The sequence below is a fragment of the Paenibacillus cellulositrophicus genome, assembly GCF_009363095.1.
GTDB classification, from domain to species: domain Bacteria; phylum Bacillota; class Bacilli; order Paenibacillales; family Paenibacillaceae; genus Paenibacillus_AQ; species Paenibacillus_AQ favisporus.
The window spans coordinates 3,724,978-3,750,002 of record NZ_CP045295.1 but is presented as its reverse complement, the minus strand read 5'-3'; the positions used below and the strand labels follow the sequence as shown (position 1 = coordinate 3,750,002).

Genomic DNA, 25,025 nt, shown 5'->3' with positions numbered 1-25,025 from the left:
TTACAGCAGTTTGTCTATACCGGGACCCCGCAAAGTACCTGAACAGGCATCACGTTTATGCCCACTTGCAGGGACTTGGCTGTCCGGCGGCATTGACGGGTATAATGTACTCGAAAGGAAGACAGGATATCATGATTAAAGAAGTCATTGTCGTGGAAGGCCGGGATGATACCGTGGCCGTGAAGCGGGCGGTGGATGCCGATACGATCGAGACGGGCGGCTCCGCCATCAATGCGCGTATACTCCAGCGAATCGCGCTGGCTCAGGAGCGGCGGGGGGTCATTGTGCTAACGGACCCGGACCACGCCGGCGAAAGAATCCGCAAAATCATTTCGGCCAAGGTGCCCGGCTGCAAGCATGCGTTTATCCCGGAGGCCGACGCAACCCGTAAGGGGGATATCGGTGTGGAGAACGCCTCGCCTGCGGCGATCCGCAGAGCCCTGGAGCGGGTTCACACCTCTTATGAGGGGGCGGAAAGCCAGATCGACATGGAGGACCTGATGGAGGCGGGACTGCTGGTGCATCCGGATGCCGCCGCCCGGCGGATGGCGATGGGCAACCTCCTCGGTATCGGCTACTGCAACGGCAAGCAATTTTATAAGCGACTCGCTATATTTCAAATATCCCGCGAAGAATTCGCGGATGCGCTTGCCCGTATCGAAGATGAAGGAGGCCGGACAACGTGAACGGCATGGACGATATCGCCACACCAAGGCGAACCAAAGAAATTATCCAGCGCCACGGCTTTTCATTCAAGAAGAGCCTGGGGCAAAATTTTTTGATCGACCAAAATATTTTGAATAAAATCGTGGATGCGGCCGGACTTGATTCCACCAAGGGTGCCCTGGAGATCGGTCCCGGCATCGGCGCCCTGACCGAAAAGCTGGCCCAGCAGGCAGGGGCCGTCACGGCGGTTGAGATCGACCAGAGGCTGATTCCGATCCTCGAGGAGGTTCTTGCTCCATACCCCGGCGTAAAGGTTCATCATGGGGATATACTGAAGACGGACCTCGCTGCGCTGTTTAAGAGCAATTTTGCCGGCGTATCCAAAGTCAGCGTTGTGGCCAACCTTCCGTACTATGTGACGACGCCGATCTTGATGAAGCTGCTGGAGGAGCGGCTCCCGCTGGAGAACATCGTCGTGATGATCCAGAAGGAGGTGGCGGACCGGATGGCCGCCCGCCCGGGCACGAAGGACTACGGCAGCCTGAGCATCGCCGTGCAGTATTACAGCGTGCCGGAGCTGGTGTGTATCGTGCCCAAGACGGTATTCATTCCGCAGCCGAACGTGGAATCGGCAGTGATCCGTCTGGCCGTGCGGGAACAGCCGCCGGTTGCGGTAGACGATGAGCGGCATTTCTTCGAGGTGGTACAATCATCGTTCGCTCAGCGGCGGAAGACGATATCGAACAATCTGAAGAGCCGCTTCTTCCCCACGGAGGGACGGGAACGTCTGGATCAGCTGCTGCAGGCAGCGGGAATCGACCCGTCCCGCCGCGGCGAGACGCTCAGCATTGAGGAATATGCCGTGCTTAGCAACCTGCTGCGGAAGGAAGGCATCGGCTTAAATTAAACAAAAGATGAACCAATAGGGGGATTCGCCCATACCATGGGGTAGGGGTGATGTTCATGAATATTGGAGACCTGGTCGTGCGCAGATCCTACGGCGGCGATATCGCGTTCCGCGTCGAGGATTTGCGCAGGGACGAAGCGGTGATTAAGGGAACGGAGTTCAGACTTCTGGCGGATTCTCCGCTCGATGATCTGGTAAGGGTTCCTTATGCGCCGATAAGCGAAAAAACCGAGAAAGCAAATATTAGAGCAAACGAGTCGCTCAGTTTACTGAAACGTCACCGTCAGGAGCAGACCCAGCGGAATCAGGCCACCTTGAGCGGAAGCGGGGAATGGGGAACAGCTGAGCCGGCTTATTTCGAAGTCCCCGGGAAGGTGCTTCATCTGGATGGAGATCCGAATTATTTGAAAAAGAGCCTGAGTCTGTATGAGCAGCTTCGGGTTCCGGCCGAGGGCCATTATGTGAATGAGGCGGGGATGGCGGACGCCCTGTACCGGCTGCTGCCTCGGGTCCGGCCGGATATCGTGGTGATCACGGGTCATGACGGCGTACTGAAGCATCGCCAGAATCATGATTTGTATAGCTTGAACAGCTATAAAAACTCGCAGAACTTCGTCAGGGCGATTCAGGTGGCGCGCCAGTTTGAGCGCCATTACGATCAGATGACGATTATCGCCGGTGCATGCCAGTCGCACTTTGAGGCGCTGCTGCAGGCCGGAGCCAACTTTGCCAGCTCCCCGGGGCGCATCTTGATTCATGCCCTGGATCCGGTATATGTTGCCGCCAAGGCGTCGTTTACATCGGTGAGAGATACGATCAACATGACGGATGTGCTTCACAATACGATCAGCGGCACGCAGGGCGTCGGGGGCATTGAAACCCGCGGGAGCTACCGCATCGGCCTGCCCCGGCTGAACGACTTAACCAAGCTTAAAGTGACGCCGTCGGCCATTTAACATGTCCGGAAATGCCATGCAAAGCTCTTGACCAGACAGCATAACGAAATGCAGGAACCGTAATCTGCCGGCAGATTGCGGTTTTTTGTTGTTATCCGGGTGTAAGCAGAAATGAGCTGGGGATCCGCAAAAAAATTCGTTGACAACATAAAATTGATGCTGATATAATTATTGTTTTGATTTGACAAAACCATCTTTTCGAGTTATAATGGACAAGGAAAGAGGTGGTCGTCGACAATGGCTAAAAATACGCTGTTGGAAATCAAACGCAATCTCGAAGCTCACGTGGGTCAGAAGATTTCGCTTCGGGCTAACGGTGGTCGTCGCAAGACCGTCGAGCGTACTGGTGTTTTGGAAGAAACGTACCCATCTGTTTTTATTGTGAAATTGGATCAAGAGCATCAAACCTTTAAACGTGTTTCATACAGCTATGCCGATATTCTTACGGAATCCGTGGAGGTTATTATTTGCGATGATAATACCGGCACCCGGATCGAGTTGGAGAAAGCGTAACTTTAATGACAAAACAGCCTTCCTGATGGAGGGCTGTTTTTAGTTGGCAGGGGGATATGGAATGAGGAGCGGCCGGGAGCGGGATAATACTTATGGTAGCAGCCTAATTCCGATGGAACCAAAGGAGGATGTTCATGAGCCGCAGACGCCGCAGTGTCATGTCGGATGAGCTGAAGAATGAGCTGGCTAAGGATTTGGGATTTTACGAAACCGTCCAGCAGGAAGGCTGGGGAGGTATTAAGGCCAAGGATGCGGGCAACATGGTAAAAAGAGCGATCCAGCTCGCCGAACAGGCCGCCGCACGTAAATCCTGATTCACACCAGCAATGCCGGCGGAGGCCTCCCAAGCGGGAGGCTCTCCGTTTTTGAATTCAAGGCTGTGTCCGCTCCGCCCTTTGTCTGTAAACGGAAAATGACTTGACTGGTTCAGTTTGATATAATGATTTGAAGTTGCAGATTTCTGGATTGAGCCCAAGAGAAAAAATGCTTGAGGTTCATTCCGGATTTCGGATTGAGCCCAAGGATTCGAAGCGGCTTGTGTCAATCCAGATAGAGGGAATCTTGAGGGTGGGTGAACGCCTTGAAAATTTACGAAAAAGCACCAGCCAAAATCAATTTGATGCTGGATGTATTACATAAACGGCCAGACGGGTACCATGAGGTGGAAATGGTTATGACGATGGTTGACCTGGCGGACCGGCTGGAGATGTCGGCCTTGCCCCGGGATACGATTATTATTTCAAGCCAGGCGGGATACATACCGCTGGATGAGAAGAACTTGGCGTTTCAGGCCGCAAGGCTGATTAAGGACCGGTATGACGTCAAGAGCGGGGTGCATATCCATCTGGATAAGAAGATCCCCGTAGCAGCAGGCCTGGCCGGAGGAAGCAGCGACGCCGCCGCCACTCTGCGTGGTCTGAACCGGCTGTGGAATTTGAACATTCCGGTAGAGGAGCTGCAGAAGCTGGGTGCGGAGCTCGGATCGGACGTTCCGTTCTGCGTCACTGGAGGTACCGCACTGGCGACAGGGCGGGGTGAAAAGCTGACGCCTGTGGCGAATCCGCTGCAGTGCTGGGTGATTTTGGCCAAACCGCCGATTAACGTATCGACCGCGGAGGTCTACGGCAAGTTCAGAGCGGCGCAGGTCAAGGAGCATCCGTCGGCCCAAGGAATGATCCGCGCGATCGAAGCGGGGGACTTTCATGGCGTATGCAGCCGCCTGGGGAACGTGCTGGAAGATGTGACGCTGAGGCTGCATCCCGAAGTGCAGCAGCTGAAGGAAGGGATGCTGCGTCTCGGCGCAGACGGGGCTTTGATGTCAGGCAGCGGGCCGACCGTATTCGGCCTGGTGTACAAGGAATCGAAGGTGGCACGGATCTATAACGGGCTGCGGGGCTTTTGCAAAGAAGTGTATGCGGTGCGCCTATTGACCTAACTTCGCCAACCATGTTGTACAAATCCGTACAAAAATGATATATTCTTACTATAATATTCGGATTTTCTGGGTGATTTTGCTTTAGATTCCGATGAATACAGCGATAGCGAGGAGTATTTCGTGAAAAAATTAAAGCGAAGCGCGCGTTTGGTGGAGATGACGCAGTATCTTTTGTCCAGACCGCATACATTGATCCCGCTCACCACATTTGCCGATAGATACGGAGCCGCCAAGTCCTCGATCAGCGAAGATTTGGTTATTATCAAGGAAGTGTTTGAGGAGGAAGGCATCGGGGACCTGCTGACGCTGGCCGGGGCCGCCGGAGGCGTGAAATATATTCCGAAAATGCCGAAGGAGCAGGCGCTGGTGTTTGCGAACGATCTTTGTTCCCAGCTTCAGCAGAAGGACCGTATTCTGCCCGGCGGGTATTTGTACATGTCCGATTTGCTGGGACAGCCTTCTCTTATGAACGAGGCGGGAAAGATTTTTGCCACTGCATTCTCCGGCAAGGACATCGACGTGGTCATGACCGTGGAGACCAAGGGGATTCCGCTGGCTTACGCCACCGGGGCCCAGCTGAACCTGCCGGTTGTTCTCGTACGCCGGGACCATCAGGTGACGGAAGGATCTGCCGTGAGCATCAATTACGTGTCGGGATCACATAAGAGCATCCACACGATGTCCCTTTCGCGGCGGGCGCTGAAGGAAAAGTCGCGCGTCCTGATCGTGGACGATTTTATGAAGGCAGGCGGCACCATCCAGGGCATGGTAGATCTGCTGAACGAATTTGATGCCGAAGTCGCAGGCGTAGGCGTATTGGTCGAGTCGGGAGCGGTGGAATCAGAGGAGCGGCTCCTGCACGATTATGTGTCCCTGGCGACACTGACGGCGGTCGATCCAAAGACGAAAGAAATATTTGTGAGCCCGGGGAATTATTTTGATCCGTCTTAACGTTGAAGAGGTCTGCGGATTTTGTCGATAAAAATATTTTATCGGCGAATAGTTCCGAAGTCTGTCGACACTCACATTCTTATAAAAAAATTCCTGATTTTAGGACATTTTGTTAACTTAAAAAAGAGGATTTCGCGCATGCTGTGTGGAATTATACACCAAGTCTCTGATGGAAAAAGGTGGTGAACACACACATGCAAATTACGGATGTCAGACTCCGCCGCGTTAACTCCGAGGGGAGAATGAAAGCAATCGCATCCATTACCATTGATAACGAATTTGTTGTTCATGACATTCGGGTCATCGATGGAAACAATGGAATGTTCGTTGCTATGCCGAGCAAACGCACTCCGGATGGAGAATTCCGCGACATTGCCCACCCAATCTCTTCCGGCACCCGGGAGAAGATTCAAACGGCCGTCCTGGCGGAATATGAACGCGCTGCCAGTGAAGAAGAAGTGATCGAGGAAGGCGCTTAAGTTTACAATTGGGGTTCAAGGAAAGGAGGGCCAGGACTATGGCTCTCTTTTCTTTTTGCTTATAATACGATATATTCAGTATTGAGCGAGTTCTAGAGTAGGAGGTCAAGATCCTTGAAAAGAATGGCGATTGTTCTTGCCGCAGGGCAGGGAAAACGAATGAAATCCAAACTATACAAAGTGCTTCATCCCGTCTGTGGCAAACCGATGGTTGGGCACGTGGTGGATACCGTCAAACAGGTGAACTGCGAACGGAGCATTGTCATCGTTGGCCACGGGGCAGAGGCTGTCCAATCTTATCTGGGTGAGGCCGCTGAATACGTGCTGCAAGAGCAGCAGCTTGGTACAGGCCATGCGGTGAAGCAGGCCAAAGCTTTACTGGGCTCGGAAGAGGGCTCGACCATTGTCATCTGCGGCGATACTCCGCTGGTCACGGCCGAGACACTGCAGGGACTGACGCAGCTGCATGAAAGCAACAACGCTGCCGCCACCGTACTGGTTGCCTATATGGACCAGCCGCAGGGTTACGGGCGCGTGATCCGCAGCGAGGACGGAAGCGTACTACGTATCGTTGAACAGAAGGACTGCACGCCGGAAGAGGATGCGGTTCGTGAAATCAATACAGGCACTTATGTTTTTGATAATGCGAAATTGTTTGCCGCTTTGGAGAAGGTAACGAACAACAACGTCCAGCAGGAATATTATTTAACGGACGTGATCGGGATTCTTGTAGGCGAGGGAGAAACCGTTCTCGGCTATGTGACCGACGACTACGCTGAGTCGATCGGCGTTAATGACCGCCGTGCACTTTCAGAGGCTGAAGGATTAATGCGGGAACGCATTAATATCCGTCATATGCTGAACGGCGTTACGATCATTGATCCCGCTTCAACGTATATCGGTGCCGACGTGACCATTGGAGCCGACTCCGTGATCTATCCCGGCACGGTACTGAAGGGAAAAACGGTTATCGGTGAGGATTGCGTGATCGGTCCGCAGAGCGATATCAGCGATTCCGTCATCGGCGACGGCGTGACGATCAAGCATTCGGTGCTGGATCAGGCAGAAGTGGGTTCTAGAACATCGGTAGGCCCTTACGCATATCTGCGTCCGAAATCCAAGCTTGGGGAAGACGTCAAGATCGGCGATTTTGTGGAAGTGAAAAATGCAACGATCGATAACGGCTCCAAGGTATCGCATCTAAGCTATGTCGGCGACGCGACGGTAGGCAAGAACGTCAATGTCGGCTGCGGTGCGATAACGGTCAACTACGATGGGTATAATAAGTTTATGACTGAAATTGAAGATGATGCTTTTATCGGCAGCAATGTGAATCTTGTGGCTCCGGTGAAAGTGGGCAAAGGAGCCTACGTGGTCGCGGGCTCGACGATTACCCAATCGGTTCCTGAAAATGACCTGGCCATCGCCAGAAAACGCCAGGAGAATAAACCTGGGTATGCCGAGAAAATTCGCTCCAAGGCCAAAGCCAAGAAGGAAAGCAAGCAGCAGGTTTAAACGTAAAGCGTCCCCGTCTTATCGGGAAGTGTGAGATACATGGTTTCAAGCGGCATGGAGGCAGGCCAGAATTTCAATGAACCAGCACGGAGGGTTTTAATTCTATGACTTATTGTGATTCGAAGTTAAAAATATTTACATGCAATTCCAATCCGAAGCTCGCACAGCAAATTGCGGATTATATCGGCATCCCCATGGGGGATTCGCATACGACCAGCTTCAGTGATGGTGAGATTCAGGTGAAATTATCGGAGAGCGTTCGCGGCTGCCACGTTTATGTCGTGCAGTCGACATGCGGTCCGGTAAATGACAATCTCATGGAACTGCTGATCATGGTCGATGCGCTGAAGCGTGCTTCTGCGAAGAGCATTAACGTCGTAATCCCTTATTATGGGTATGCGCGTCAAGACCGTAAGGCCCGTTCCCGTGACCCGATTACCGCTAAGCTGGTTGCGAATCTGATTGAGAAGGCGGGTGCCCACCGTGTCATCACGATGGACCTGCATGCCATGCAGATTCAAGGCTTCTTCGACATTCCGGTTGATCATCTGCTTGGGGTGCCGATTCTGGCCCAGTATTTCCGTTCCAAGCAAATCGAGAATCCGGTTGTTGTGTCTCCTGACCACGGTGGTGTGGTTCGTGCCAGAAAACTGGCTGATTTCCTGAATGCCCCGCTGGCCATCATTGATAAACGCCGTCCGGAACCGAACGTAAGTGAAGTTATGAACATCATCGGTCACATCGAAGGCAAAACGGCCATTTTGATCGATGACATTATCGACACGGCCGGCACGATTGTGCTTGGGGCCAATGCTCTAATGGAAGGCGGCGTCAAGGAAGTGTATGCTTGCTGTACGCATCCCGTCTTCTCCGGCCCGGCGATGGAACGCCTGGAGAATTCTCCGCTCAGCGAAGTCATCGTAACGGATACGATTCCGATTACGCATCCGGAGCCGAGCAAGAAGATCAAAGTTCTGTCGGTAGCTCCGTTGATGGGTGAAGCCATCATCCGTGTGCATGAGGAATTGTCCATCAGCAAGCTGTTCGAAATCGAATAAGGCAAGGGAAGGTATGTGCAAAGAGAGGGTTATGTTTCCTGGCTCCAGGAAATATAACCCTTCTCGCGCATGCTCTTTTAATATCCGGGAGTCGACACAAACGTATACAAATTCCGGTTGTAGAGCGTACCTTGAATTTCAACGAAGTGCTTGGTGAATGAGGTAATCGTTCCAATGTCCACGTGTACGCCCTGCCGGAGAACCTGAACGGGAATGCCGTGGATCTGGTGCTGCTGAAAGTGCCGGTGCAGCGTAAGCAATTGGCCGAATTCAGTCATGAATCGTACCACCTTCTTATGGTGATCATGGATGCCAAGGCAAGAAGCGATGCAGCATCCTATACTCTATTGTAACAAAATTTGGTGCTAATGCTAACTTGCACAGCAGGCGTAGCGGCAGCATTCGGTTTGGAGGATCGATTAACGCAATGAAATGGATTGTAGGACTCGGGAATCCGGGATCCAATTATGAAAAAACGCGCCACAACGTCGGTTTTATGATGCTGGATGCGCTGGCGGAGCGGCATGGTATTAAGTTTGGGCCAAGCAAATGCAAGGCGCTGATCGGCGAGGGTTTTATCGGAACCGACAAGGTCGTTCTTATCAAGCCCATGACCTACATGAACCTGTCCGGAGAAGCGGTGCGGGCCTATATGGATTATTACAAGGCTAAGCTCGAGGACATGATCGTCGTTTATGACGACATGGATACGGCAACCGGCAAAATCCGCCTGCGGTATCAGGGCAGCGCCGGAGGCCACAACGGCATCAAATCGATCATTCAGCATACGGGAACGCAGGTGTTCGACCGGATCCGGATGGGGATTTCCCGGCCTGAGCCGGGATATGCGATCGTCGACTATGTGCTCTCGAATTTTCCGAAAAAGGAGAACGAGCTGCTGAAGACGATGATAGAGCAAGCCTGCGACGCCGCGGAGTTCAGTCTGAACCATACCTTTGAACAAACGATGGCCAAGTTTAACGGTTGATCTCGGGGGCAGGAACCGGGGGCTAAACGAACGTTTTTTCGGGCATACTGAAGTATAAACGACTTTCAGGAGGCATATAGATGGCAATAAATTATATTTGCCGGCACTGCCGCACGCCGCTCGGAAAAATAGATTCGTCCCTGGTTACCGACGCCCAGCTGGGGTTCCATTCCTTGACCCCGGCAGAACGTAGAGATATAATAGCGTATGATTTAAGCGGCGACGTAACGGTCAAAGTGATCTGCGATTACTGCAGAGAAGCGCTGGAGAACAATCCGGAGCTGAGCCTGTTGGCAAACCCGCTTCAATAATGCTGTGCGCGGAACCGCGAATAAAGCGGACAGATACCGTGAATGGAAGGGCCTTGGCAGTGCTGCTGAGGCTTCTTTTGGGTATTCCTTTTGTCCAGTCTCCTAAGACAAGGGGATGTCCGCAGCCGGTAGATATATTTTAATGAAGCACAGCGAAAAATCACCGCAGTCAGGTATTTTATGGTAAAATTCAATCTACCATCCAAAAGATAACAAGTAAGCATAAGAGAGGTGCCCCCTTTGTTACATGCACTTATAGAAGCTTTCTCTAAAGATCCGGATTTAAAGTCGATTACCGCCGGGTTATCGGCCGGTATGAAGGAACAGCTCGTTTCCGGGTTATCGGGGTCCGCGCGTCAGGTTATGCTGTCGGCACTGTTTGAAGAAATCAAACGCCCGATGCTCGTCGTCACTCACAACATGTTTTCCGCCCAGAAAATCGCGGAGGATTTACAGGAAGCGCTTTCACCAGACCGTGTGCTGCTGTATCCGGCCAATGAGCTGGTGGCAGCCGAATCCGCGGTATCCAGTCCAGAGACCCTTGCGCAGCGTATTGATGTGCTGATGAAGTGCGCGCAGGGGTTTTCGGGCATTGTGGTGGCACCGTTTTCGGGTGTGCGCCGGTTTCTGCCTGCCCCGGAAGTGATGGCCAAAGCCCAAATTGTGATTCAGGATGGCGGCACACTGGACGCCCAAGCTTTCCTGGCCCAAATGATCGAAATGGGATACGAACGGGTAGAACGGGTCGAAGGCAAGGGCGAAATGAGCGTACGCGGAGGAATTATCGACTTTTACCCGATGACCTCCTTATTGGCCTACCGCGTCGAGCTGTTTGACGACGAAATCGATTCGATTCGCACGTTTGACCCGTCCGATCAGCGGTCAATCGATAAAGTTAAGGAAGTCACCATTACGCCCTGCAAGGAGATCATCGCCGATCACCAGAGGCTGGAGCAGGCAGCTGCAGCCACCGCTCAACTGCTGGAAGAGCAGCTTGGCAAGATGACCGACCGGCAGGCGAAGCTGCGTCTAACGGAAGAAATGAAACGGGAGATGGAGCTTCTTCGCGAGCATGTCTATTTTCCGGAAATCTATAAATATATCTCTCTGCTCTATCCGGAGCACAAGACGCTGTACGACTATTTACACAAGGACACCGTCCTCGTTCTCGACGAGCCGGCGCGCCTTCTTGAAACGGCCAAACAGCTGGAGCGTGACGAATCCGAGTGGAACTTGCATCTGCTGCAGAACGGAAAGACGCTGCCGCAGCTGCATTTGTCCGTTGACGGCGACGAGATACTGTACCAGCGTCCGTTCCAGACGATATTCATGTCGATTTTCCTGCGTCAGGTTCCGCATACCCAGCCTCAGAATATTCTGAACTTTATCAGCCGGGGGATGCAGGATTTCCATGGGCAGATGAACGTGCTGAAAGCGGAAATGGACCGCTGGCATAAGTCCGGGGTTCAGGTGATGATGCTTGCCAGCAGCGACGAACGACTCGACCGGATGCGGCGGGTGCTCCAGGATTACAACATCGAGGAACCGATCATGCTGCAGGGTAATTTGCAGACGGGCTTTGAGATGCCGTCCATTCATCTGGCGGTAATTACCGAGGGCGAAATGTTCTCCCAGAAGCAGCGGAAGATCCGCAAGCTGGGCAAAAACATTGATAACGCCGAGCGCATCAAGAGCTATACCGAGCTGAAGGTCGGCGATTATGTCGTCCATCAAAACCACGGCATCGGTAAGTATATGGGTATCGGCACGCTGGAAATCAACGGCATCCACAAGGACTATATGCATATCCTGTATGCCGGCGGCGACAAGCTGTCTGTACCGATCGAACAGATCGATCTCATTCAGAAATACGTCGGTTCAGAGGAAAAGGAGCCGAAGATATACAAGCTGGGCGGCAACGAGTGGACACGCGTTAAAAATAAAGTCCGCTCTTCGGTACAGGACATCGCCGACGATTTGATCAAGCTGTACGCCGAGCGGCAGTCGACGCCGGGATACGGCTTTGAGAAGGATACGACCGAGCAGCAGGAATTCGAGGAAATGTTCCCTTACGATGAGACACGCGATCAGCTGCGGGCGATCGAAGAGATCAAGAAGGATATGGAGCGGAACCGTCCGATGGATCGGCTGCTGTGCGGAGACGTAGGCTACGGCAAGACCGAAGTGGCGATCCGCGCGGCGTTCAAGGCTGCCATGGAAGGCAAGCAGGTGGCCGTTCTTGTGCCGACGACGATTCTGGCGCAGCAGCATTATGAGACGTTCCGGGAGCGGTTCTCGGGATATCCGATGAACATCCAGGTGCTGAGCCGGTTCCGTTCGCGGAAAGAGCAGAACGAGACGATCAAGGGAATCCGCCAGGGGACGGTCGACGTCGTAATCGGCACGCACCGCTTGTTGTCCCAGGATCTGGTGTTCAAGGATCTGGGCCTCCTGATTGTGGACGAGGAGCAGCGGTTCGGTGTGACGCATAAGGAGAAGCTGAAGCGTCTGAAGACGAATGTCGATGTGCTGACCCTGACGGCGACGCCGATTCCGCGGACGCTGCATATGTCCATGCTGGGAGTCCGGGATCTGTCTGTCATCGAGACGCCGCCGGAAAACCGTTTCCCTGTGCAGACGTATGTCGTGGAATACAGCCAGACGCTGGTGCGGGAGGCCATCGAACGGGAGCTCGCCCGCGGCGGTCAGGTGTATTATCTGTACAACCGCGTTCAAGGCATTCATGAAATGGCCGCCCAAATTTCGGCGCTGGTGCCGGAGGCCAAGGTTGGAGTGGGCCACGGGCAAATGTCGGAGACGGAGCTGGAGAAGACGATTCTCGACTTTCTGGACGGGGAATACGACGTCCTTGTCAGCACGAGCATTATCGAGACAGGCGTCGATATTCCGAACGTAAATACGCTCATCGTGCATGATGCTGACAAAATGGGCCTGTCCCAGCTCTATCAGCTGCGCGGCCGTGTCGGACGCTCCAACCGGATTGCGTATGCGTACTTTACGTACCAGCGGGATAAGGTGCTGACCGAGGTGGCGGAGAAACGCCTGCAGTCGATCAAGGAGTTTACGGAGCTCGGCTCCGGCTTCAAAATCGCGATGCGCGACCTGGCGATCCGCGGAGCGGGGAACCTGCTCGGTGCGGAGCAGCACGGGTTCATTGCCTCCGTCGGCTTCGACCTGTACTCGCAAATGCTTGCCGAGGAAATCCAGAAGCGGAAGGTGTCCGTTCTCGGAGAAAAGGTCGAACCGGAGAAGACGTGGAATACCGCGCTCGATATCGGCATTGATGCGTATTTGCCGTCCGAGTACATTTATGACAGCATTCAAAAAATTGAAATTTATAAGAAAGTGGCGGCAGTTTCTTCGTTCGACGACGGGAAAGAGCTGGAGGATGAGCTGCTGGACCGCTTTGGGGAGTTGCCGGAGGCGGTAACGAACCTGCTGACCGTCGCCCGGCTGAAGGTATACGGCAAGATGTACGGCATCGACTCCATCAACCGCCGTGGGGATGATCTGATCCTCAAATTTTACGAGGGGCAGGAAAAGGCCGTCAGCACCGCGAAGCTTGCACAAGTTGGCAATCGCTTCGAGAGACGTGTACAATTTGAGCAGGATGCTCAAATGACGATCCGAATCAAAGGCAAGGGGCTTGATGACAAGCAGCTGCTCGATCTGCTGGAACAATTCTTGGAAGCGATCCGTGAGCTGTTCAAATCGAAGGAGGAACTTCAGGATGTTGTTCAATAAGAAAAAAGCATGGAGAGGAATTCTGCTGACTTTGGTGTGCGTACTGACCCTTTCCGTGCTGGCAGCCTGCGAGAAAGGCGGCTCCGATAAAGAGAAGGATGCCAGTAAAACGGTGGCAACCTATGAAGGCGGAGAGATTACGGAGAATGAATTTGAGACGCAGAAAAAAATCATGACCTTTATGTCTCCGGAGTATGCCCAATTTATGGACATGGCCGATTTCCAGGATTATTTGGTGAAGCAAAAAATTGCTTTTAAATATTTGAGCGGCAAGGCTACGGACGATGCCAAGAAGGAAGGCGAGAAAAAGGCCGGCCAGCAAATCGACCAAATGAAGAAACAGGTGGGCGATGACCAGTTCAAGCAGCTGCTGGGCGACCAGAAGCTCAAAGAGGACGAGCTCAAGCAATATTTGGTGCAGGTTATGACGGTCATGGAGGATATGAACGCCAAAGTGACCGAAGACGACATCAAGAAGCAGTATGAGGCCAACAAGCAGGATTTCATGGTAGCCACGGTGCATCATATTTTGATCGGGCTGACCGATTCGAATAACAAGGAGCGCACCAAGGAAGATGCGCTGAAGATTGCCAAAGACGTCAAATCGCAGCTGGACAAAGGGGGAGATTTTGCCGAGCTGGCCAAAAAGTACTCGGATGATTCCTCCTCCAAGGACAATGGCGGCGTCTACAAAGACTTTACCGTTGGACAGTGGAGCGTGCAGGAGTTCAAGGAGCAGGTGCTGACCCTTCCACTGAACAAAATCAGTGCTCCCGTCGAATCCAATCTTGGATACAGCATTATCAAGGTCGACTCCCGCAAGGACACGCCTTATGACAAGCTGACGAACGATCAGAAAGAAATGATCCGGAGCAACTTGGGCGCATCGAAGATCGATCAGTTTATGCAGAATGACCTGACGAAGATCATCAAGAAGATTGATCTGCCGAAAACGGCGGATACGTCCAAGAGCGGCACAGGAACAACCGGAACGGGAACGTCCGGCAGCGGCACGGAAGGCAAAAGCAGCGGAGATGCCAAAACCAGCGATAAAGGTACGACTACTTTTGAAGAAAAGGTAACCGAGCCCGGAGAGGGATCGGGCAAATAATCCATATTCCGCATTGAATCGTGTGCAGGAAGGAAGGCGCGGGCCAGACCCGCGTCTTTTTTTGCATCAATGAGCTGGATAAAATGTGCAGAACAACCGCAACTAATAGTTCCAACATCATGTATAAGGAATTGGGAATGGATGAATACTATGGGCAGATATCACAACTTATATTCCTGGGACTCACCTCTTCCCATAAGAACAGTAGTTGAAAAATCTTCTCTAGAAAGCGGGGCAACATGTTAATGAAAGCTACTGGAATAGTCCGCCGTATCGATGACCTGGGCAGAGTGGTCATCCCAAAAGAAATCAGACGTACACTGCGTATCCGTGAAGGAGATCCGCTTGAAATTTTTGTAGACCGTGATGGTGAAGTCATTCTGAAGAAGTATTCCCCGATCGGCGAGCTGGGCGACTTCGCCAAGGAATATGCGGAATCGCTGTATGAAGGTACCGGACACATCACGATCATTTCCGACCGCGATACCTTCATCGCCGTTGCAGGCGGTTCCAAGAAGGAATACTTGGAGAAACCGATCGGATCCCTGATCGAGAACTGCATGGACAGCCGCAAGACGCTGCTGGAAACAAACCAAGGCAGCTACGAAATCAGCAAGGACCATCAGGAGAACCTGTCCTCCTTTGTGGTCGCGCCGATCATTTCCGGCGGAGATCCAATTGGTTCAGTGATCCTGCTGAGCAAGGACGAAGCGACCAAGATGTCGCAGCTGGAAGTCAAAATGTCCGAGACAGCCGCTGCTTTTCTTGGCAAGCAAATGGAGCAGTAATCCGGCAGCCCGGTACGGCTCTTCCTCGAGCACCCGAAGCTCCCCCTTCTTATTCACGGATGACCCGGGAATGAAGGCGGGAGTTTTTTGTGTCCGCTCTCCTCAGGTATAATAGGTATATTCGTATCGAAAAAACGGAAGCAACGCCAAATGACCGAGGTTGAATCCGGGCAAAAAGTAGGGAAGAGGATGAAACAGACAGGTGCGGCATCGAAGATGCTGCAGGGGGCTTTGATTTTAAGCATGGCTATGGTGCTGTCGAAACTGATCGGCACGCTGCAGAAAATTCCGCTGCAAAACATGGGCGGGGATGCGGTGTTCGGCATCTATAACACGGTATATCCGCTCTATTCATTAATGATGACGATCGCACTCGCGGGCCTGCCCGCCGCGATCTCGAAATTCGTCGCAGAGGACGAAGCCGTCGGGGGGACGGGGGAAGGACTCCGGGTGATGAGGCTGTCCTCGGTGCTGCTGGCGCTGCTCGGCATCGTCCTGGGGGCCGCCGTGTACACCTGCGCTCCGTTTATCGGGACTTGGATCGACAATTCCAGCGTCGTGCCGGCGGTGCGGACAGCGTCCTTAGCGCTGCTGTTCGTGCCGGTGATGACCGGGATGCGAGGCTTTTTTCAGGGATACCAAAACATGATGCCCACCGCCGTTTCGCAGATCACAGAGCAGTGTGCGCGGGTCGCCGTCATGATCGGGCTGCTGATTTACCTGACGGGGATCGGGGCGAAGCCGGAGACCATCGCAGCAGGGGCGCTGTTGGGGTCGGCCGCTGGTGGTGCCGCAGGTCTCATCGTTATGCTCGGCTATTGGCGCAGGTTCCGGCGGGCTCAGCGTGGCTCTGCCGGCGCAGAAGGCGCTGCCTTGTCGACGCACAAGGAGTCTACCGTTCGGACGGGTCAGCCGCGTCAAGCCGGGCGGGAGAGAAGCTGGAGCCTGCTGAAGCGGATCCTGTTGTACGCGATTCCCGTCTGTCTGGGTTCACTGGCCGTGCCTTTAATCGGCATGGTGGACAGCTTTACCGTACCGCGGCTGCTCAAAGCCGGAGGCGCCGGCGAGGCGGGGGCGATGATCCAGTTCGGCATCTATAACCGCGGCATCCCCATCGTCCAGCTGGTGACGATGCTGGCCACGTCGCTGTCAGTGCTGTTCATCCCCGCTTTGGCGGACGCAAAGGCGAGAGGAGACCGCGAGCTGGTGAGCGAGCGTACTCGGCTGTCCCTGCGCTGGTTCTGGCTGCTGGGACTCGCCGCATCGGTGGGGATTGCCATTCTGGCTGATCCCCTGAATATCGCGCTGTATCAGGACACAGCGGGCAGCGGCGTCATGCGCTGGATCGCCTTCACCGCCGTCGGCAGCGCGCTCAGCATCATTTCAGCCGCGCTCCTGCAGGGCGTCGGCATCGTGCGTGCGCCGGCCGTGCATCTGCTGGCCGCGGCAGCGGCGAAGACGCTGCTGAACCTGCTGCTGGTCCCGCAGCTGGGCATTACCGGCGCGGCCATCGCCGGCGTGGCCGCGCACTTCCTGGCAGCAGCGCTCAACATCGCGCTGCTGGCCCGTAGCACCGGCCTGCGCATTCGCGCCGGTGCCGCCTTGGCCAAGCCGGCGCTGATGCTGGCCGGCATGGCCGTGGTGGCGGGCGCTGTGGCGCTCGCGGCGGACGCGGTGCTGTCCGCGCTTGGGCTGCCCGCCCGCCTCGTGGCTGCCGCGGCAAGTGTTGCCGGTGCCGCGGCCGGAGGCGCCGTGTTCCTCGCCGGCGCCGTGCTGGCCAAGCTCCTTACCGAAGAGGAGCTTGCGATGCTGCCGAAGATCGGCCGTCCGTTGACAGCCTTACTGAAGCGGGTTCGGTTGCTGCGGTAATAACCGCAGGGGACGGAGGAATCTTCTGTTTTTGGCCGTCATAGAGGGAGAATGATAGAAGGCGGCGGATTAACGGAGCCGCTGAACTAGCTTCAGTAAAGGGCCGAGCCATGCGGGGCCCTCCTTGCGTTTCTGGTTTTCTTTTAAAAAAGAAACCGTGATATAGTATATTTATGCCCCATTCCCGGAAGAATGGGAAATAGAGCGGAGGAATGACATATGAGCGCAGTACTGAAGGTTGTCGGTCTCGGTTCGGGCAACCCGGACCGGCTGACGATGGGTATTGTGAAGACATTGCAGCAGGCATCGCAAATCTACGTCAGAACGAAAGAGCATCCGGTCATGTCGATGCTGGAGGAGCTGAAGCTCGAAGTCAGTTCGTTTGACCACATCTACGAAGCGCATGATTCGTTTCCGGAGGTGTACGCCTCCATCGCAGACCGGCTGCTGGAGCTGGCTTCGGCCGGCGATGAACAGAGCCTGATCGTCTATGCGGTGCCCGGGCATCCGATGGTGGCGGAATCCACCGTTCAGCTGCTGAGGGAGCACTGCCCGCAGAAGGGGATCTCCCTTGAAATCCTGGGCGGGGAGTCCTTTCTCGACGAAGCCTTTATCCGTCTCGGCTTTGATCCGATCGAAGGCTTTCAGCTTCTCGATTCCACCGGCATTCGCAGCAGCATGCTGCAGCCTCAGCTGCACACCGTGATCGGGCAGGTATACGATGAGTTTACCGCTTCCGAGGTGAAGCTGTGCCTCATGGAGCTCTATCCTGACGATTACCAGGTCGTTGTCGGACATGCGCTTGGTGTCGAAGGGGAGGAGCAGGTGCTTCAGGTTCCGCTGTTTGAGCTGGACCGCGTCGAAGGCTATGGCAACCTCTCGCTCGTATACGTTCCTAGAAGCGACGACGAGAGCCTGCGCCAGCGGACCTTCGCCCGGCTTCATGAGATCGTCGGCATCCTCCGTAGTCCGGAGGGCTGCCCGTGGGACCGGGAACAGACGCATGTGTCGATCCGGAAAAATCTCATCGAGGAAACCTACGAGGTGCTGGAGACCATCGATGACGATGACCCTGAGCATATGCAGGAGGAGCTTGGCGATTTGCTGCTGCAAATCATGCTGCATTCGCAAATGGAGGAAGAGGAAGGCACCTTCAGCGTGTTCGACGTCATTCAAGGGTTGAATGACAAGCTGATTTTCCGCCATCCGCATGTGTTCGGCGAGAACAAGGCCAAGGATGCGGAAGCCGCCTTGCAGAACTGGGATGCCATGAAGGCCGAGGAGAAACGCCGTAAAGGCATCGAGCCCGAGAAGGCGTCCGCCCTGGACGGGATTCCAAGAGACCTGCCGGCGCTCATGAAGGCATATAAGCTTCAGAAGAAGGCATCCAAGGTCGGGTTCGACTGGGATTCCATCGAGGGTGTATTCGACAAGATCGAGGAGGAGCTCGGAGAGCTGCGGCAGGCCGTGGCGGAGGGACAGAGCGTCGACGAGCAGGTGGGCGAGCTGGGTGACCTTCTGTTCGCGGCGGCGAACGCGGCCCGGTTCCTGGATGCCGATCCGGAAGAAGCGCTGTCGAGAACGAACCGCAAGTTCGTCAGCCGGTTCCGTTATATCGAGGATGTGCTGCACGCAGAAGGCAAAACGCTGCAGGAAGCCAGCCTGGATGAGATGGAGAAAATTTGGCAACGGGCCAAAAATGAGGTATGATATGAAATCTCCGGTACCCGGAGGGACGGAGGGCGCCTTCAATGCCTGTGGAGTGAAGCCCTTTTAGCGAACAGGAATGAATGACTTTTGTGTTTCATGATTCCGATTTCGCGCAAAATTTCCGTTAGATGACACCCAGCAGCTCCTTTTTGCAGGGATTTCCTCGGAAATTATAAAAAAATGGCGGATTGAGGCAGGAATTCGGGCGGCACAGCAAGAATACCATACAGAACGCGCCAAAAGCGGTATGTTTTGGGGTTAAGCTCCTCTACCGCGCCAATACTTATTTCTTTGTATATTGGGAGGATTATAATTTATGAACAAGACAGATCTGATCAACAACATTTCCACGAAAAGCGGTTTGACTAAAAAAGACGTGGAGTCCGTTCTGAACGGTTTCCTGGGTGAAATTGAGGAAGCTCTGGCAAGCGGTGAAAAAGTTCAGCTGATCGGCTTCGGCACTTTTGAAACCCGCAAGCGTTCCGGTCGTACAGGCCGCAACCCGCAAACCGGCAAAACCATCGAAATTCCGGAATCCAACGTTCCTGCTTTCAAAGCGGGCAACAAGCTTAAAGAAGCCGTAAAATAAGATGCGCGTCGACAAATTCCTTAAGGTATCAAGGTTAATTAAGCGGCGTACCGTTGCGAAGGACGTCTCCGATCAGGGAAGGGTCCTCATTAACGGCAGGGAAGCCAAGCCCAGCAGCACGGTCAAGGTGGGCGATGAGATCACCGTCCAGTTCGGCCAGAAGCTGGTCACCGTGAAGGTGGAGCGGCTTGCCGAAACGACCCGCAAGGACGAGGCGAACAGCCTGTACACCTTGGTCAAGGAAGAACCGATCGCCAAAGATAACGGTTTGAACTGGTAAGCGGGCATTCCAGAAGGCATATACACAGCAGCACATTAGAGGCATCTTCCGATCGCGATCGGGGGATGCCTTTTTAGCTTGGCACGATGCTCAGATCATGCTTAAAGTTCCTCCGTTTCACCCGGCAGGGCTGGTTCTAAACCCCGAAACCGCTCCATAAGCTATTGTTAAGAAGGAGGGGTACATGCCATGATCGAGCAAGCGAAAAACAAGCAGCATGAATTGCATATGCTGAATCGCAAGCAGCTGCACCTGACGGGGGTAAACAATGTGGAGAGTTTTGACAGCGAGGAGTTTCTGCTCCAAACCGAGCTAGGGCACCTGACCATTAAAGGCCAGAATTTACATATTAAAAATTTAAACCTGGAAGAAGGCCTGCTCTCGATCGAGGGCCACGTGAATTCCCTGGTTTATTTGGATCCCGGTTCGCACAGCAAAAACAAAGGAATGCTCGGCAAGCTGTTTAAATGAGTCCACAGATTCAATGGATTACCCTGCTGTGGATGCTGTTCTCGGGAGCGGCGTTGGGGGTGGCCTATGACAGTTACCGGGTGCTGTCGGGCCAGCTCCACTTTCCGAAATGGACCCTTCATGTATTGGACGTGCTGTACTGGAGCGCTGCGGCCCTGTTTGTGTTTCGGATGCTGTATATCAGCAATTACGGCCAGCTTCGGTTTTATGTATTTGTGGGACTCTTTATTGGGGTATGGTTATATTTTTTAATCTTGAGTGTTACAACCCAGCGTTTTGTGGTAATGTTGATAAGGACAGTACGTTACGTGATTGATGTGGTCAAGCGTTTGTTTCGAGCGCTCGTCTGGGCTCCGATCCGTGCGATCTTGAAACTGTTGAAGTGGATTGCCGTCATGCTCGGCAGCCTCCTGATGTTTCTTCTCCACGTGATCCTGCGCTGTCTCACGCCTTTCTGGAAGCTGCTTCAATGGATGCTCCGCCCCATCACCTCCCGTCTGAAGATGCCCGAGTGGTTCAGGAAGTTTCTCACCGCAGCTGCAGAGCTGTGGAAGCGATGGTTCTCCAAGGAGTAGACAAGGCTTAGGAACGGCCCGTTACGCAAAGATTTCCGTATTTGTAAAGAGGAGGCATTCATGGGAAAATACGCTGCATCACCAGCCCAAACCCGTCCGCAGACTACACAAAAGAATGACAAACAGCCTGCCGGTCATCATGCTGGCGCACGGAGGCGGATTTTTTTATGGCTGACTTTCATGATTCTGTTTATGGGGTGGGCAGGTTATACCTTTATTGACCAGAATTCGCAAATTGCGGACAAGAGTTCCGAGCTGTCGAAGAAGCTGAAGCTGGAGGCACAGACCACACAGACGAAGGCGCAGCTCGAGCGGGACGTGAAACGGCTGAACGATCCGGAGTATATCGGACAGTTGGCAAGGAAAAATTATGGTCTGTATTTGCCGGGCGAAACCCCGATTCATGCGGAATCCACCAGCCCTTAATATAGGCGCTGAAGTGGGTTATTACTCAGTTGACCTGGGTTTACGCTTTATGTATAATCAAATCACCACAGCCAAGGTTTTATTAAATCTTGTTGTATATTTTTAAGGGAGGATCATTTTATTCTATGGCAATCGAAGTGGGCACCAAGTTAGAAGGCAAGGTGACAGGCATAACGCATTTTGGAGCATTTGTGGATCTGTCAGGAGGTGTCACGGGTCTCGTTCACATCTCGGAAATCGCCGATAATTACGTCAAGGATGTTAACGATCACCTGAAGATCAATGATGTTGTGACAGTGAAGGTGATCAATGTCGATAAGGACGGCAAGATCGGGCTTTCCATCAAACAAGCTGTTGATAAGCCGGCATCCGAAGCTCGGCCTCCAAGAGGACCAAGACCGGAACGTACCGGTGGAGGCGGCGGAGACCGTTTTGGCGGTGGTGGTGGAGGTTACAATCGTGAACGTGGCGGGCGTCCGTTTAAGCCTGCGGCCAACAAGACTTCATTCGAGGATAAAATGTCTCGTTTCCTAAAAGACAGCGAGGAGCGCATATCGTCGATCAAGAAGAACACGGAATCCAAGCGCGGAGGCCGTGGCGCGAAACGCATGTAATTTTTACTAACAGATTAGAGCATACGATAACCGTATGAAGCAGATAACCGTAGAGGGCACCAAGCCTTCTGCGGTTTTTTTGTTTTTGCTGCGGGCCAGGCGCTGTTCTGCAGTCTTCTTCTCATCAAGGGCGGCATTCGGTAATTTTGTCGTTCTGCAAGAAATTACCGACAGCATCCAACGCCATTCCAGCTATCTCTGTCGCAATCGCTAGCCGAAGCGGTGATTTTATTCGGGAGATTCCCCCGGATCGAACCCGCTGGAAACGGGCTGGAAGTGTTGGGGGACAACCAGTCGACCCGGATTTCCGATCATTCGGGAACGCAGGCTTTTTTGTCGGAAATTTCTTGGTCGCTTGTCCGCTGTTCTGACAAACTTTCATGTTTCACCGGTTCTATAATGGGTACCAACAAATCCTACGAAATGGTGGTGCCAAGATCATGGAAAAATGGAATGTGATGGACGTGCCTGTCATGAAATCGGCAAAGGGGGAAGCGGTCGTGGACGGAATGAGCTGGTCGGAACGGATCCGGAACATGTCGGCCGTGCAGCGGCCGATGCAGTTCCTCGCAGCAAAGAAGTGGATGCTGCTGCTGACTTTTATGGGCTTCTTACTCGGAAAAGCCATGATACTGGACGAGCTGTCGCCGTTTGCGGTCGCCTTTTTTGCAGTCATCGCCTTCATGCGCCGGGATTACATCCTGCCGGTGGGGATGGCCGTAATCCTGGGCTCCCTGTTTGCTCCGTTTCCGGCACCGCTGATTATCGCCGCCGAGCTCATCATCTTCCACCTGATGTATAAAGGGCTGAACGCCTTTGACCACGCCGAGTTATCCTACGCGCCGCTGATGGTGTTCGTCTCCGCTTTCTGCGTCAAAATATTCATGGTGCTGATCGGTCCGCCGTTTACATGGTATGCCCTGATGATGACCGCGGTCGATGCCGTACTCAGCTTTGTGCTGACGCTCGTGTTTATCCAGGCGATTCCGGTGTTTACGTACAGGAAAAAGAACTACCAGCTGAAAAACGAAGAAATTCTATGCTTGATTATCCTGCTTGCTTCCGTCATGACAGGTGCGGTGGGGTGGAGCGTATATAATTTGTCCGTGGAGCATGTCCTCTCCAGGTACCTGATCCTGGTGTTTGCGCTGGTCGGCGGGGCGCCGCTCGGGGCTTCGGTCGGCGTCGTAACCGGGTTGATTCTGAGCTTGGCGGATATATCGGCCATTTATCAGATGAGCCTGCTCGCTTTTTCCGGGATGCTCGCCGGAATGCTGCGGGAAGGGCGGAAAGGGGCCGTATCCATCGGCATGCTGCTGGGCTCTTCCATCCTGTCTATTTATTTCAGCGGTCCGGGCGACGTCATGCAGTCCACCTGGGAAACCTGTATCGCCATCGGACTGTTTCTGCTGACCCCGAAAGCGATGATTGCGGTGATCTCCAAGTATGTGCCGGGGACGACGGATCACAGCAAATCGCAGCATGAGTATGCCAAGCGGGTAAGGGATCTGACCGCCGAGCGGGTGACCCAATTCTCGCAGGTGTTCCGTCAGCTGTCCCAGAGCTTCGGCCAGGTGTCCGGCACGGAGGAGGTGAGCAAGCGGAACGAAGAAATGGACCATTTTATGAATGCTGTGACGGAAGGGGCGTGTGCGAACTGCTTCAAGAAAAACCATTGCTGGGACGCGAAGTTCTATCAAACCTATAAATATATGACCGACGTGATGACTTCGGTGGAGGAGAACCCGGAGATGTCGGCTGAGGACGTTCCGGAGGAATGGAAGAGAATGTGCGCCAAAACCGGCGACGTTGTGGATGTCATGAAGCAGCAGTATCATCTCTACCAACATGATATGCAATGGAAACGGCAAATATACGATAGCCGTCAATTGGTCGCCGAGCAATTATCGGGCGTATCCCAGGTGATGGAGGACCTGGCTAAGGAAATTCAGCGGGAAGGACAAGCGATGTACCGGCAGGAGGAGCAAATTCGGGACGCTTTGGAGAAGCTGGGACTGTCGATCCAGGGGATCGAAATCATTAGTTTGGATCCCGGACACGTGGAAATCGAAATTGTGCATGCGTATACAAGGGGGTACGATGAATGCCGTAAAATTATTGCGCCGCTGCTATCCAATATATTGGACGAGCATGTGGCCGTGTTGAATGAAACGTTCAGCAGCACCAAAGACGGGCTTGCGACCGTCATGTTCGGTTCGGCCAAAACGTTCGAAATTACGACGGGGGTGGCCGGGGCCGCCAAAGGAGGAGATCTGCTGTCAGGCGACAGTTTCAGCACGGTCGAGCTGGGCAATGGCACTTTCGCCGTGGCGCTGAGCGACGGTATGGGCAACGGAGAACGAGCGAGACTCGAGAGCAGCACCGCGCTTAACATTTTGGAGCAGCTGCTGCAGTCGGGCATGGATGAGAAGCTGGCGATCAAATCGGTGAATTCCATCCTGATGCTGAGATCCCCGGAGGAGATATATGCGACGGTGGATATGGCGTTGATTGATCAATATACAGCGGAAACGACGTTTATGAAAATCGGCTCCACCCCAAGCTTTATCAAACGGGGCAATGACGTGATTCCCGTCTCGGCCAGCAACCTACCGATCGGCATTATTCAGGATATTGAGGTGGACCTGGTCACCTTGAAGCTGCAGGCGGGGGACATCGTTATCATGATGACGGACGGCATCTACGATGCACCGGGTTACGCTGTGAACAAGGAATTGTGGATGAAGCGGATGCTGCAGGAAATCGAAAGCAACGATCCGCAGCATATTGCCGACTGCCTGCTCGAGAAAGTGATTCGTTACCAGCAAAATCAGATTCATGACGACATGACCGTCGTTGTCGGAAAGGTGGAGCATTACCAACCGGAGTGGGCTACCCTGCATGTGCCGGGCGTCGACCGCATGGAGCGGCCGCGCACGGTCAGCTGACCGCTTTGCCGGGGATGATCGGAGGTGAATATGTAAACTAGTTGTTAGCCGTCCCATTGCCCGGGAAATGGGATGGAGAGGCCGGGCTGCCGTTTGAATC

25 protein-coding genes are annotated in these 25,025 nt (G+C 53.7%); 24 read left to right on the top strand and 1 reads right to left on the bottom strand.

Annotated elements, in window-relative coordinates; all coding sequences use genetic code 11:
- Window positions 1–131: 131 nt before the first annotated feature.
- From rnmV to GCU45_RS16760, 10 genes are all read left to right on the top strand, one after another.
- Window positions 132–686: a ribonuclease M5 gene (gene rnmV / locus GCU45_RS16805; protein ID WP_076176653.1), complete on the top strand. Its 555-nt coding sequence runs from the start codon at window positions 132–134 to the stop codon at window positions 684–686.
- Window positions 683–1,573 carry a 16S rRNA (adenine(1518)-N(6)/adenine(1519)-N(6))-dimethyltransferase RsmA gene (gene rsmA, locus GCU45_RS16800; RefSeq protein WP_152399707.1) on the top strand — a complete coding sequence of 297 codons (891 nt, stop codon included), beginning with the start codon at window positions 683–685 and terminating at the stop codon, window positions 1,571–1,573. Before rnmV ends, rsmA begins: the two co-directional genes overlap by 4 nt.
- Window positions 1,574–1,629: 56 nt before the next feature.
- Complete coding sequence (gene yabG, locus GCU45_RS16795) at window positions 1,630–2,529, top strand: sporulation peptidase YabG (RefSeq protein ID WP_152399706.1); 900 nt, start codon at window positions 1,630–1,632, stop codon at window positions 2,527–2,529.
- 237 nt (window positions 2,530–2,766) lie between these two features.
- Window positions 2,767–3,042 (top strand): biofilm formation stimulator Veg, encoded by a 276-nt coding sequence (gene veg, locus GCU45_RS16790; protein ID WP_076176655.1) that lies wholly within the window; start codon window positions 2,767–2,769, stop codon window positions 3,040–3,042.
- 134 nt (window positions 3,043–3,176) lie between these two features.
- Entirely contained in the window at window positions 3,177–3,356 is a 180-nt protein-coding gene (locus GCU45_RS16785; RefSeq protein ID WP_076176656.1) for a small, acid-soluble spore protein, alpha/beta type, read from the top strand.
- Between the two features lie 266 nt (window positions 3,357–3,622).
- Window positions 3,623–4,477, top strand: a complete 855-nt coding sequence (gene ispE, locus GCU45_RS16780) for a 4-(cytidine 5'-diphospho)-2-C-methyl-D-erythritol kinase (protein WP_105442436.1) — start codon at window positions 3,623–3,625, stop codon at window positions 4,475–4,477.
- Between the two features lie 120 nt (window positions 4,478–4,597).
- The gene (gene purR / locus GCU45_RS16775; protein ID WP_152399705.1) at window positions 4,598–5,428 is read left to right on the top strand and encodes a pur operon repressor; all 831 of its coding nucleotides are present in this window, start codon (window positions 4,598–4,600) and stop codon (window positions 5,426–5,428) included.
- Between the two features lie 194 nt (window positions 5,429–5,622).
- Window positions 5,623–5,907, top strand: a complete 285-nt coding sequence (gene spoVG, locus GCU45_RS16770; protein ID WP_076176659.1) for a septation regulator SpoVG — start codon at window positions 5,623–5,625, stop codon at window positions 5,905–5,907.
- Window positions 5,908–6,030: 123 nt separating this feature from the next.
- Window positions 6,031–7,422: a bifunctional UDP-N-acetylglucosamine diphosphorylase/glucosamine-1-phosphate N-acetyltransferase GlmU gene (gene glmU, locus GCU45_RS16765; RefSeq protein WP_167527275.1), complete on the top strand. Its 1,392-nt coding sequence runs from the start codon at window positions 6,031–6,033 to the stop codon at window positions 7,420–7,422.
- Window positions 7,423–7,526: 104 nt separating this feature from the next.
- A complete protein-coding gene (locus GCU45_RS16760; protein ID WP_105442434.1) occupies window positions 7,527–8,480 on the top strand; it encodes a ribose-phosphate diphosphokinase in 954 nt (317 codons plus the stop codon).
- Between the two features lie 77 nt (window positions 8,481–8,557).
- On the opposite strand, the gene GCU45_RS16755 is transcribed toward GCU45_RS16760, so the two are convergent.
- Window positions 8,558–8,758, bottom strand: a complete 201-nt coding sequence (locus tag GCU45_RS16755; protein ID WP_076176662.1) for a hypothetical protein — start codon at window positions 8,756–8,758, stop codon at window positions 8,558–8,560.
- A 149-nt stretch (window positions 8,759–8,907) separates the two neighbouring features.
- On the opposite strand from GCU45_RS16755, the gene pth reads away from it, so the two are divergent.
- From pth to spoIIE, 14 genes are all read left to right on the top strand, one after another.
- A complete protein-coding gene (gene pth, locus GCU45_RS16750; protein WP_076176663.1) occupies window positions 8,908–9,468 on the top strand; it encodes an aminoacyl-tRNA hydrolase in 561 nt (186 codons plus the stop codon).
- Window positions 9,469–9,548: 80 nt separating this feature from the next.
- On the top strand, window positions 9,549–9,779 hold the full coding sequence (locus GCU45_RS16745) for an anti-sigma-F factor Fin (protein WP_076176664.1): 231 nt from the start codon (window positions 9,549–9,551) through the stop codon (window positions 9,777–9,779).
- Window positions 9,780–10,019: 240 nt separating this feature from the next.
- The gene (gene mfd / locus GCU45_RS16740) at window positions 10,020–13,544 is read left to right on the top strand and encodes a transcription-repair coupling factor (protein WP_152399704.1); all 3,525 of its coding nucleotides are present in this window, start codon (window positions 10,020–10,022) and stop codon (window positions 13,542–13,544) included.
- Complete coding sequence (locus GCU45_RS16735; protein WP_152399703.1) at window positions 13,531–14,655, top strand: peptidylprolyl isomerase; 1,125 nt, start codon at window positions 13,531–13,533, stop codon at window positions 14,653–14,655. The genes mfd and GCU45_RS16735 overlap by 14 nt, the downstream gene beginning before the upstream one ends.
- A gap of 245 nt (window positions 14,656–14,900) precedes the next feature.
- The gene (spoVT, locus tag GCU45_RS16730) at window positions 14,901–15,443 is read left to right on the top strand and encodes a stage V sporulation protein T (RefSeq protein ID WP_105442451.1); all 543 of its coding nucleotides are present in this window, start codon (window positions 14,901–14,903) and stop codon (window positions 15,441–15,443) included.
- A gap of 189 nt (window positions 15,444–15,632) precedes the next feature.
- A complete protein-coding gene (locus tag GCU45_RS16725; RefSeq protein WP_152403135.1) occupies window positions 15,633–17,312 on the top strand; it encodes a putative polysaccharide biosynthesis protein in 1,680 nt (559 codons plus the stop codon).
- Between the two features lie 219 nt (window positions 17,313–17,531).
- Window positions 17,532–19,022, top strand: coding sequence for a bifunctional methyltransferase/pyrophosphohydrolase YabN (gene mazG, locus GCU45_RS16720; protein WP_152399702.1), 1,491 nt, complete (start codon window positions 17,532–17,534; stop codon window positions 19,020–19,022).
- A 316-nt stretch (window positions 19,023–19,338) separates the two neighbouring features.
- Window positions 19,339–19,611 (top strand): HU family DNA-binding protein, encoded by a 273-nt coding sequence (locus GCU45_RS16715; protein WP_076176669.1) that lies wholly within the window; start codon window positions 19,339–19,341, stop codon window positions 19,609–19,611.
- 1 nt (window position 19,612) lies between these two features.
- Window positions 19,613–19,891: an RNA-binding S4 domain-containing protein gene (locus GCU45_RS16710; RefSeq protein WP_076176670.1), complete on the top strand. Its 279-nt coding sequence runs from the start codon at window positions 19,613–19,615 to the stop codon at window positions 19,889–19,891.
- Window positions 19,892–20,080: 189 nt separating this feature from the next.
- On the top strand, window positions 20,081–20,362 hold the full coding sequence (gene yabP / locus GCU45_RS16705) for a sporulation protein YabP (RefSeq protein WP_089549461.1): 282 nt from the start codon (window positions 20,081–20,083) through the stop codon (window positions 20,360–20,362).
- The gene (gene yabQ, locus GCU45_RS16700) at window positions 20,359–20,937 is read left to right on the top strand and encodes a spore cortex biosynthesis protein YabQ (protein WP_145029942.1); all 579 of its coding nucleotides are present in this window, start codon (window positions 20,359–20,361) and stop codon (window positions 20,935–20,937) included. The genes yabP and yabQ overlap by 4 nt, the downstream gene beginning before the upstream one ends.
- 60 nt (window positions 20,938–20,997) lie before the next feature.
- Entirely contained in the window at window positions 20,998–21,363 is a 366-nt protein-coding gene (locus GCU45_RS16695) for an FtsB family cell division protein (protein ID WP_116234463.1), read from the top strand.
- A 125-nt stretch (window positions 21,364–21,488) separates the two neighbouring features.
- Window positions 21,489–21,977, top strand: a complete 489-nt coding sequence (locus GCU45_RS16690; RefSeq protein ID WP_094600118.1) for a S1 domain-containing RNA-binding protein — start codon at window positions 21,489–21,491, stop codon at window positions 21,975–21,977.
- 536 nt (window positions 21,978–22,513) lie between these two features.
- Window positions 22,514–24,925, top strand: coding sequence for a stage II sporulation protein E (spoIIE, locus tag GCU45_RS16685; protein WP_425281296.1), 2,412 nt, complete (start codon window positions 22,514–22,516; stop codon window positions 24,923–24,925).
- The last annotated feature ends 100 nt before the right edge of the window (window positions 24,926–25,025 follow it).

Excerpts from the sequence above, each read along its gene's own strand:
- rnmV (WP_076176653.1), top strand. The coding sequence starts at position 132 with ATGATTAAAGAAGTCATTGTCGTGGAAGGCCGGGATGATACCGTGGCC.
- yabG (WP_152399706.1), top strand. The coding sequence starts at position 1,630 with ATGAATATTGGAGACCTGGTCGTGCGCAGATCCTACGGCGGCGATATC.
- veg (WP_076176655.1), top strand. The coding sequence starts at position 2,767 with ATGGCTAAAAATACGCTGTTGGAAATCAAACGCAATCTCGAAGCTCAC.
- GCU45_RS16785 (WP_076176656.1), top strand. The coding sequence starts at position 3,177 with ATGAGCCGCAGACGCCGCAGTGTCATGTCGGATGAGCTGAAGAATGAG.
- spoVG (WP_076176659.1), top strand. The coding sequence starts at position 5,623 with ATGCAAATTACGGATGTCAGACTCCGCCGCGTTAACTCCGAGGGGAGA.
- glmU (WP_167527275.1), top strand. The coding sequence starts at position 6,031 with ATGGCGATTGTTCTTGCCGCAGGGCAGGGAAAACGAATGAAATCCAAA.
- GCU45_RS16760 (WP_105442434.1), top strand. The coding sequence starts at position 7,527 with ATGACTTATTGTGATTCGAAGTTAAAAATATTTACATGCAATTCCAAT.
- GCU45_RS16755 (WP_076176662.1), bottom strand. The coding sequence starts at position 8,758 with ATGACTGAATTCGGCCAATTGCTTACGCTGCACCGGCACTTTCAGCAG.
- pth (WP_076176663.1), top strand. The coding sequence starts at position 8,908 with ATGAAATGGATTGTAGGACTCGGGAATCCGGGATCCAATTATGAAAAA.
- GCU45_RS16745 (WP_076176664.1), top strand. The coding sequence starts at position 9,549 with ATGGCAATAAATTATATTTGCCGGCACTGCCGCACGCCGCTCGGAAAA.
- GCU45_RS16735 (WP_152399703.1), top strand. The coding sequence starts at position 13,531 with ATGTTGTTCAATAAGAAAAAAGCATGGAGAGGAATTCTGCTGACTTTG.
- spoVT (WP_105442451.1), top strand. The coding sequence starts at position 14,901 with ATGAAAGCTACTGGAATAGTCCGCCGTATCGATGACCTGGGCAGAGTG.
- GCU45_RS16725 (WP_152403135.1), top strand. The coding sequence starts at position 15,633 with ATGAAACAGACAGGTGCGGCATCGAAGATGCTGCAGGGGGCTTTGATT.
- mazG (WP_152399702.1), top strand. The coding sequence starts at position 17,532 with ATGAGCGCAGTACTGAAGGTTGTCGGTCTCGGTTCGGGCAACCCGGAC.
- GCU45_RS16715 (WP_076176669.1), top strand. The coding sequence starts at position 19,339 with ATGAACAAGACAGATCTGATCAACAACATTTCCACGAAAAGCGGTTTG.
- GCU45_RS16710 (WP_076176670.1), top strand. The coding sequence starts at position 19,613 with ATGCGCGTCGACAAATTCCTTAAGGTATCAAGGTTAATTAAGCGGCGT.
- yabP (WP_089549461.1), top strand. The coding sequence starts at position 20,081 with ATGATCGAGCAAGCGAAAAACAAGCAGCATGAATTGCATATGCTGAAT.
- yabQ (WP_145029942.1), top strand. The coding sequence starts at position 20,359 with ATGAGTCCACAGATTCAATGGATTACCCTGCTGTGGATGCTGTTCTCG.
- GCU45_RS16695 (WP_116234463.1), top strand. The coding sequence starts at position 20,998 with ATGGGAAAATACGCTGCATCACCAGCCCAAACCCGTCCGCAGACTACA.
- GCU45_RS16690 (WP_094600118.1), top strand. The coding sequence starts at position 21,489 with ATGGCAATCGAAGTGGGCACCAAGTTAGAAGGCAAGGTGACAGGCATA.
- spoIIE (WP_425281296.1), top strand. The coding sequence starts at position 22,514 with ATGTCGGCCGTGCAGCGGCCGATGCAGTTCCTCGCAGCAAAGAAGTGG.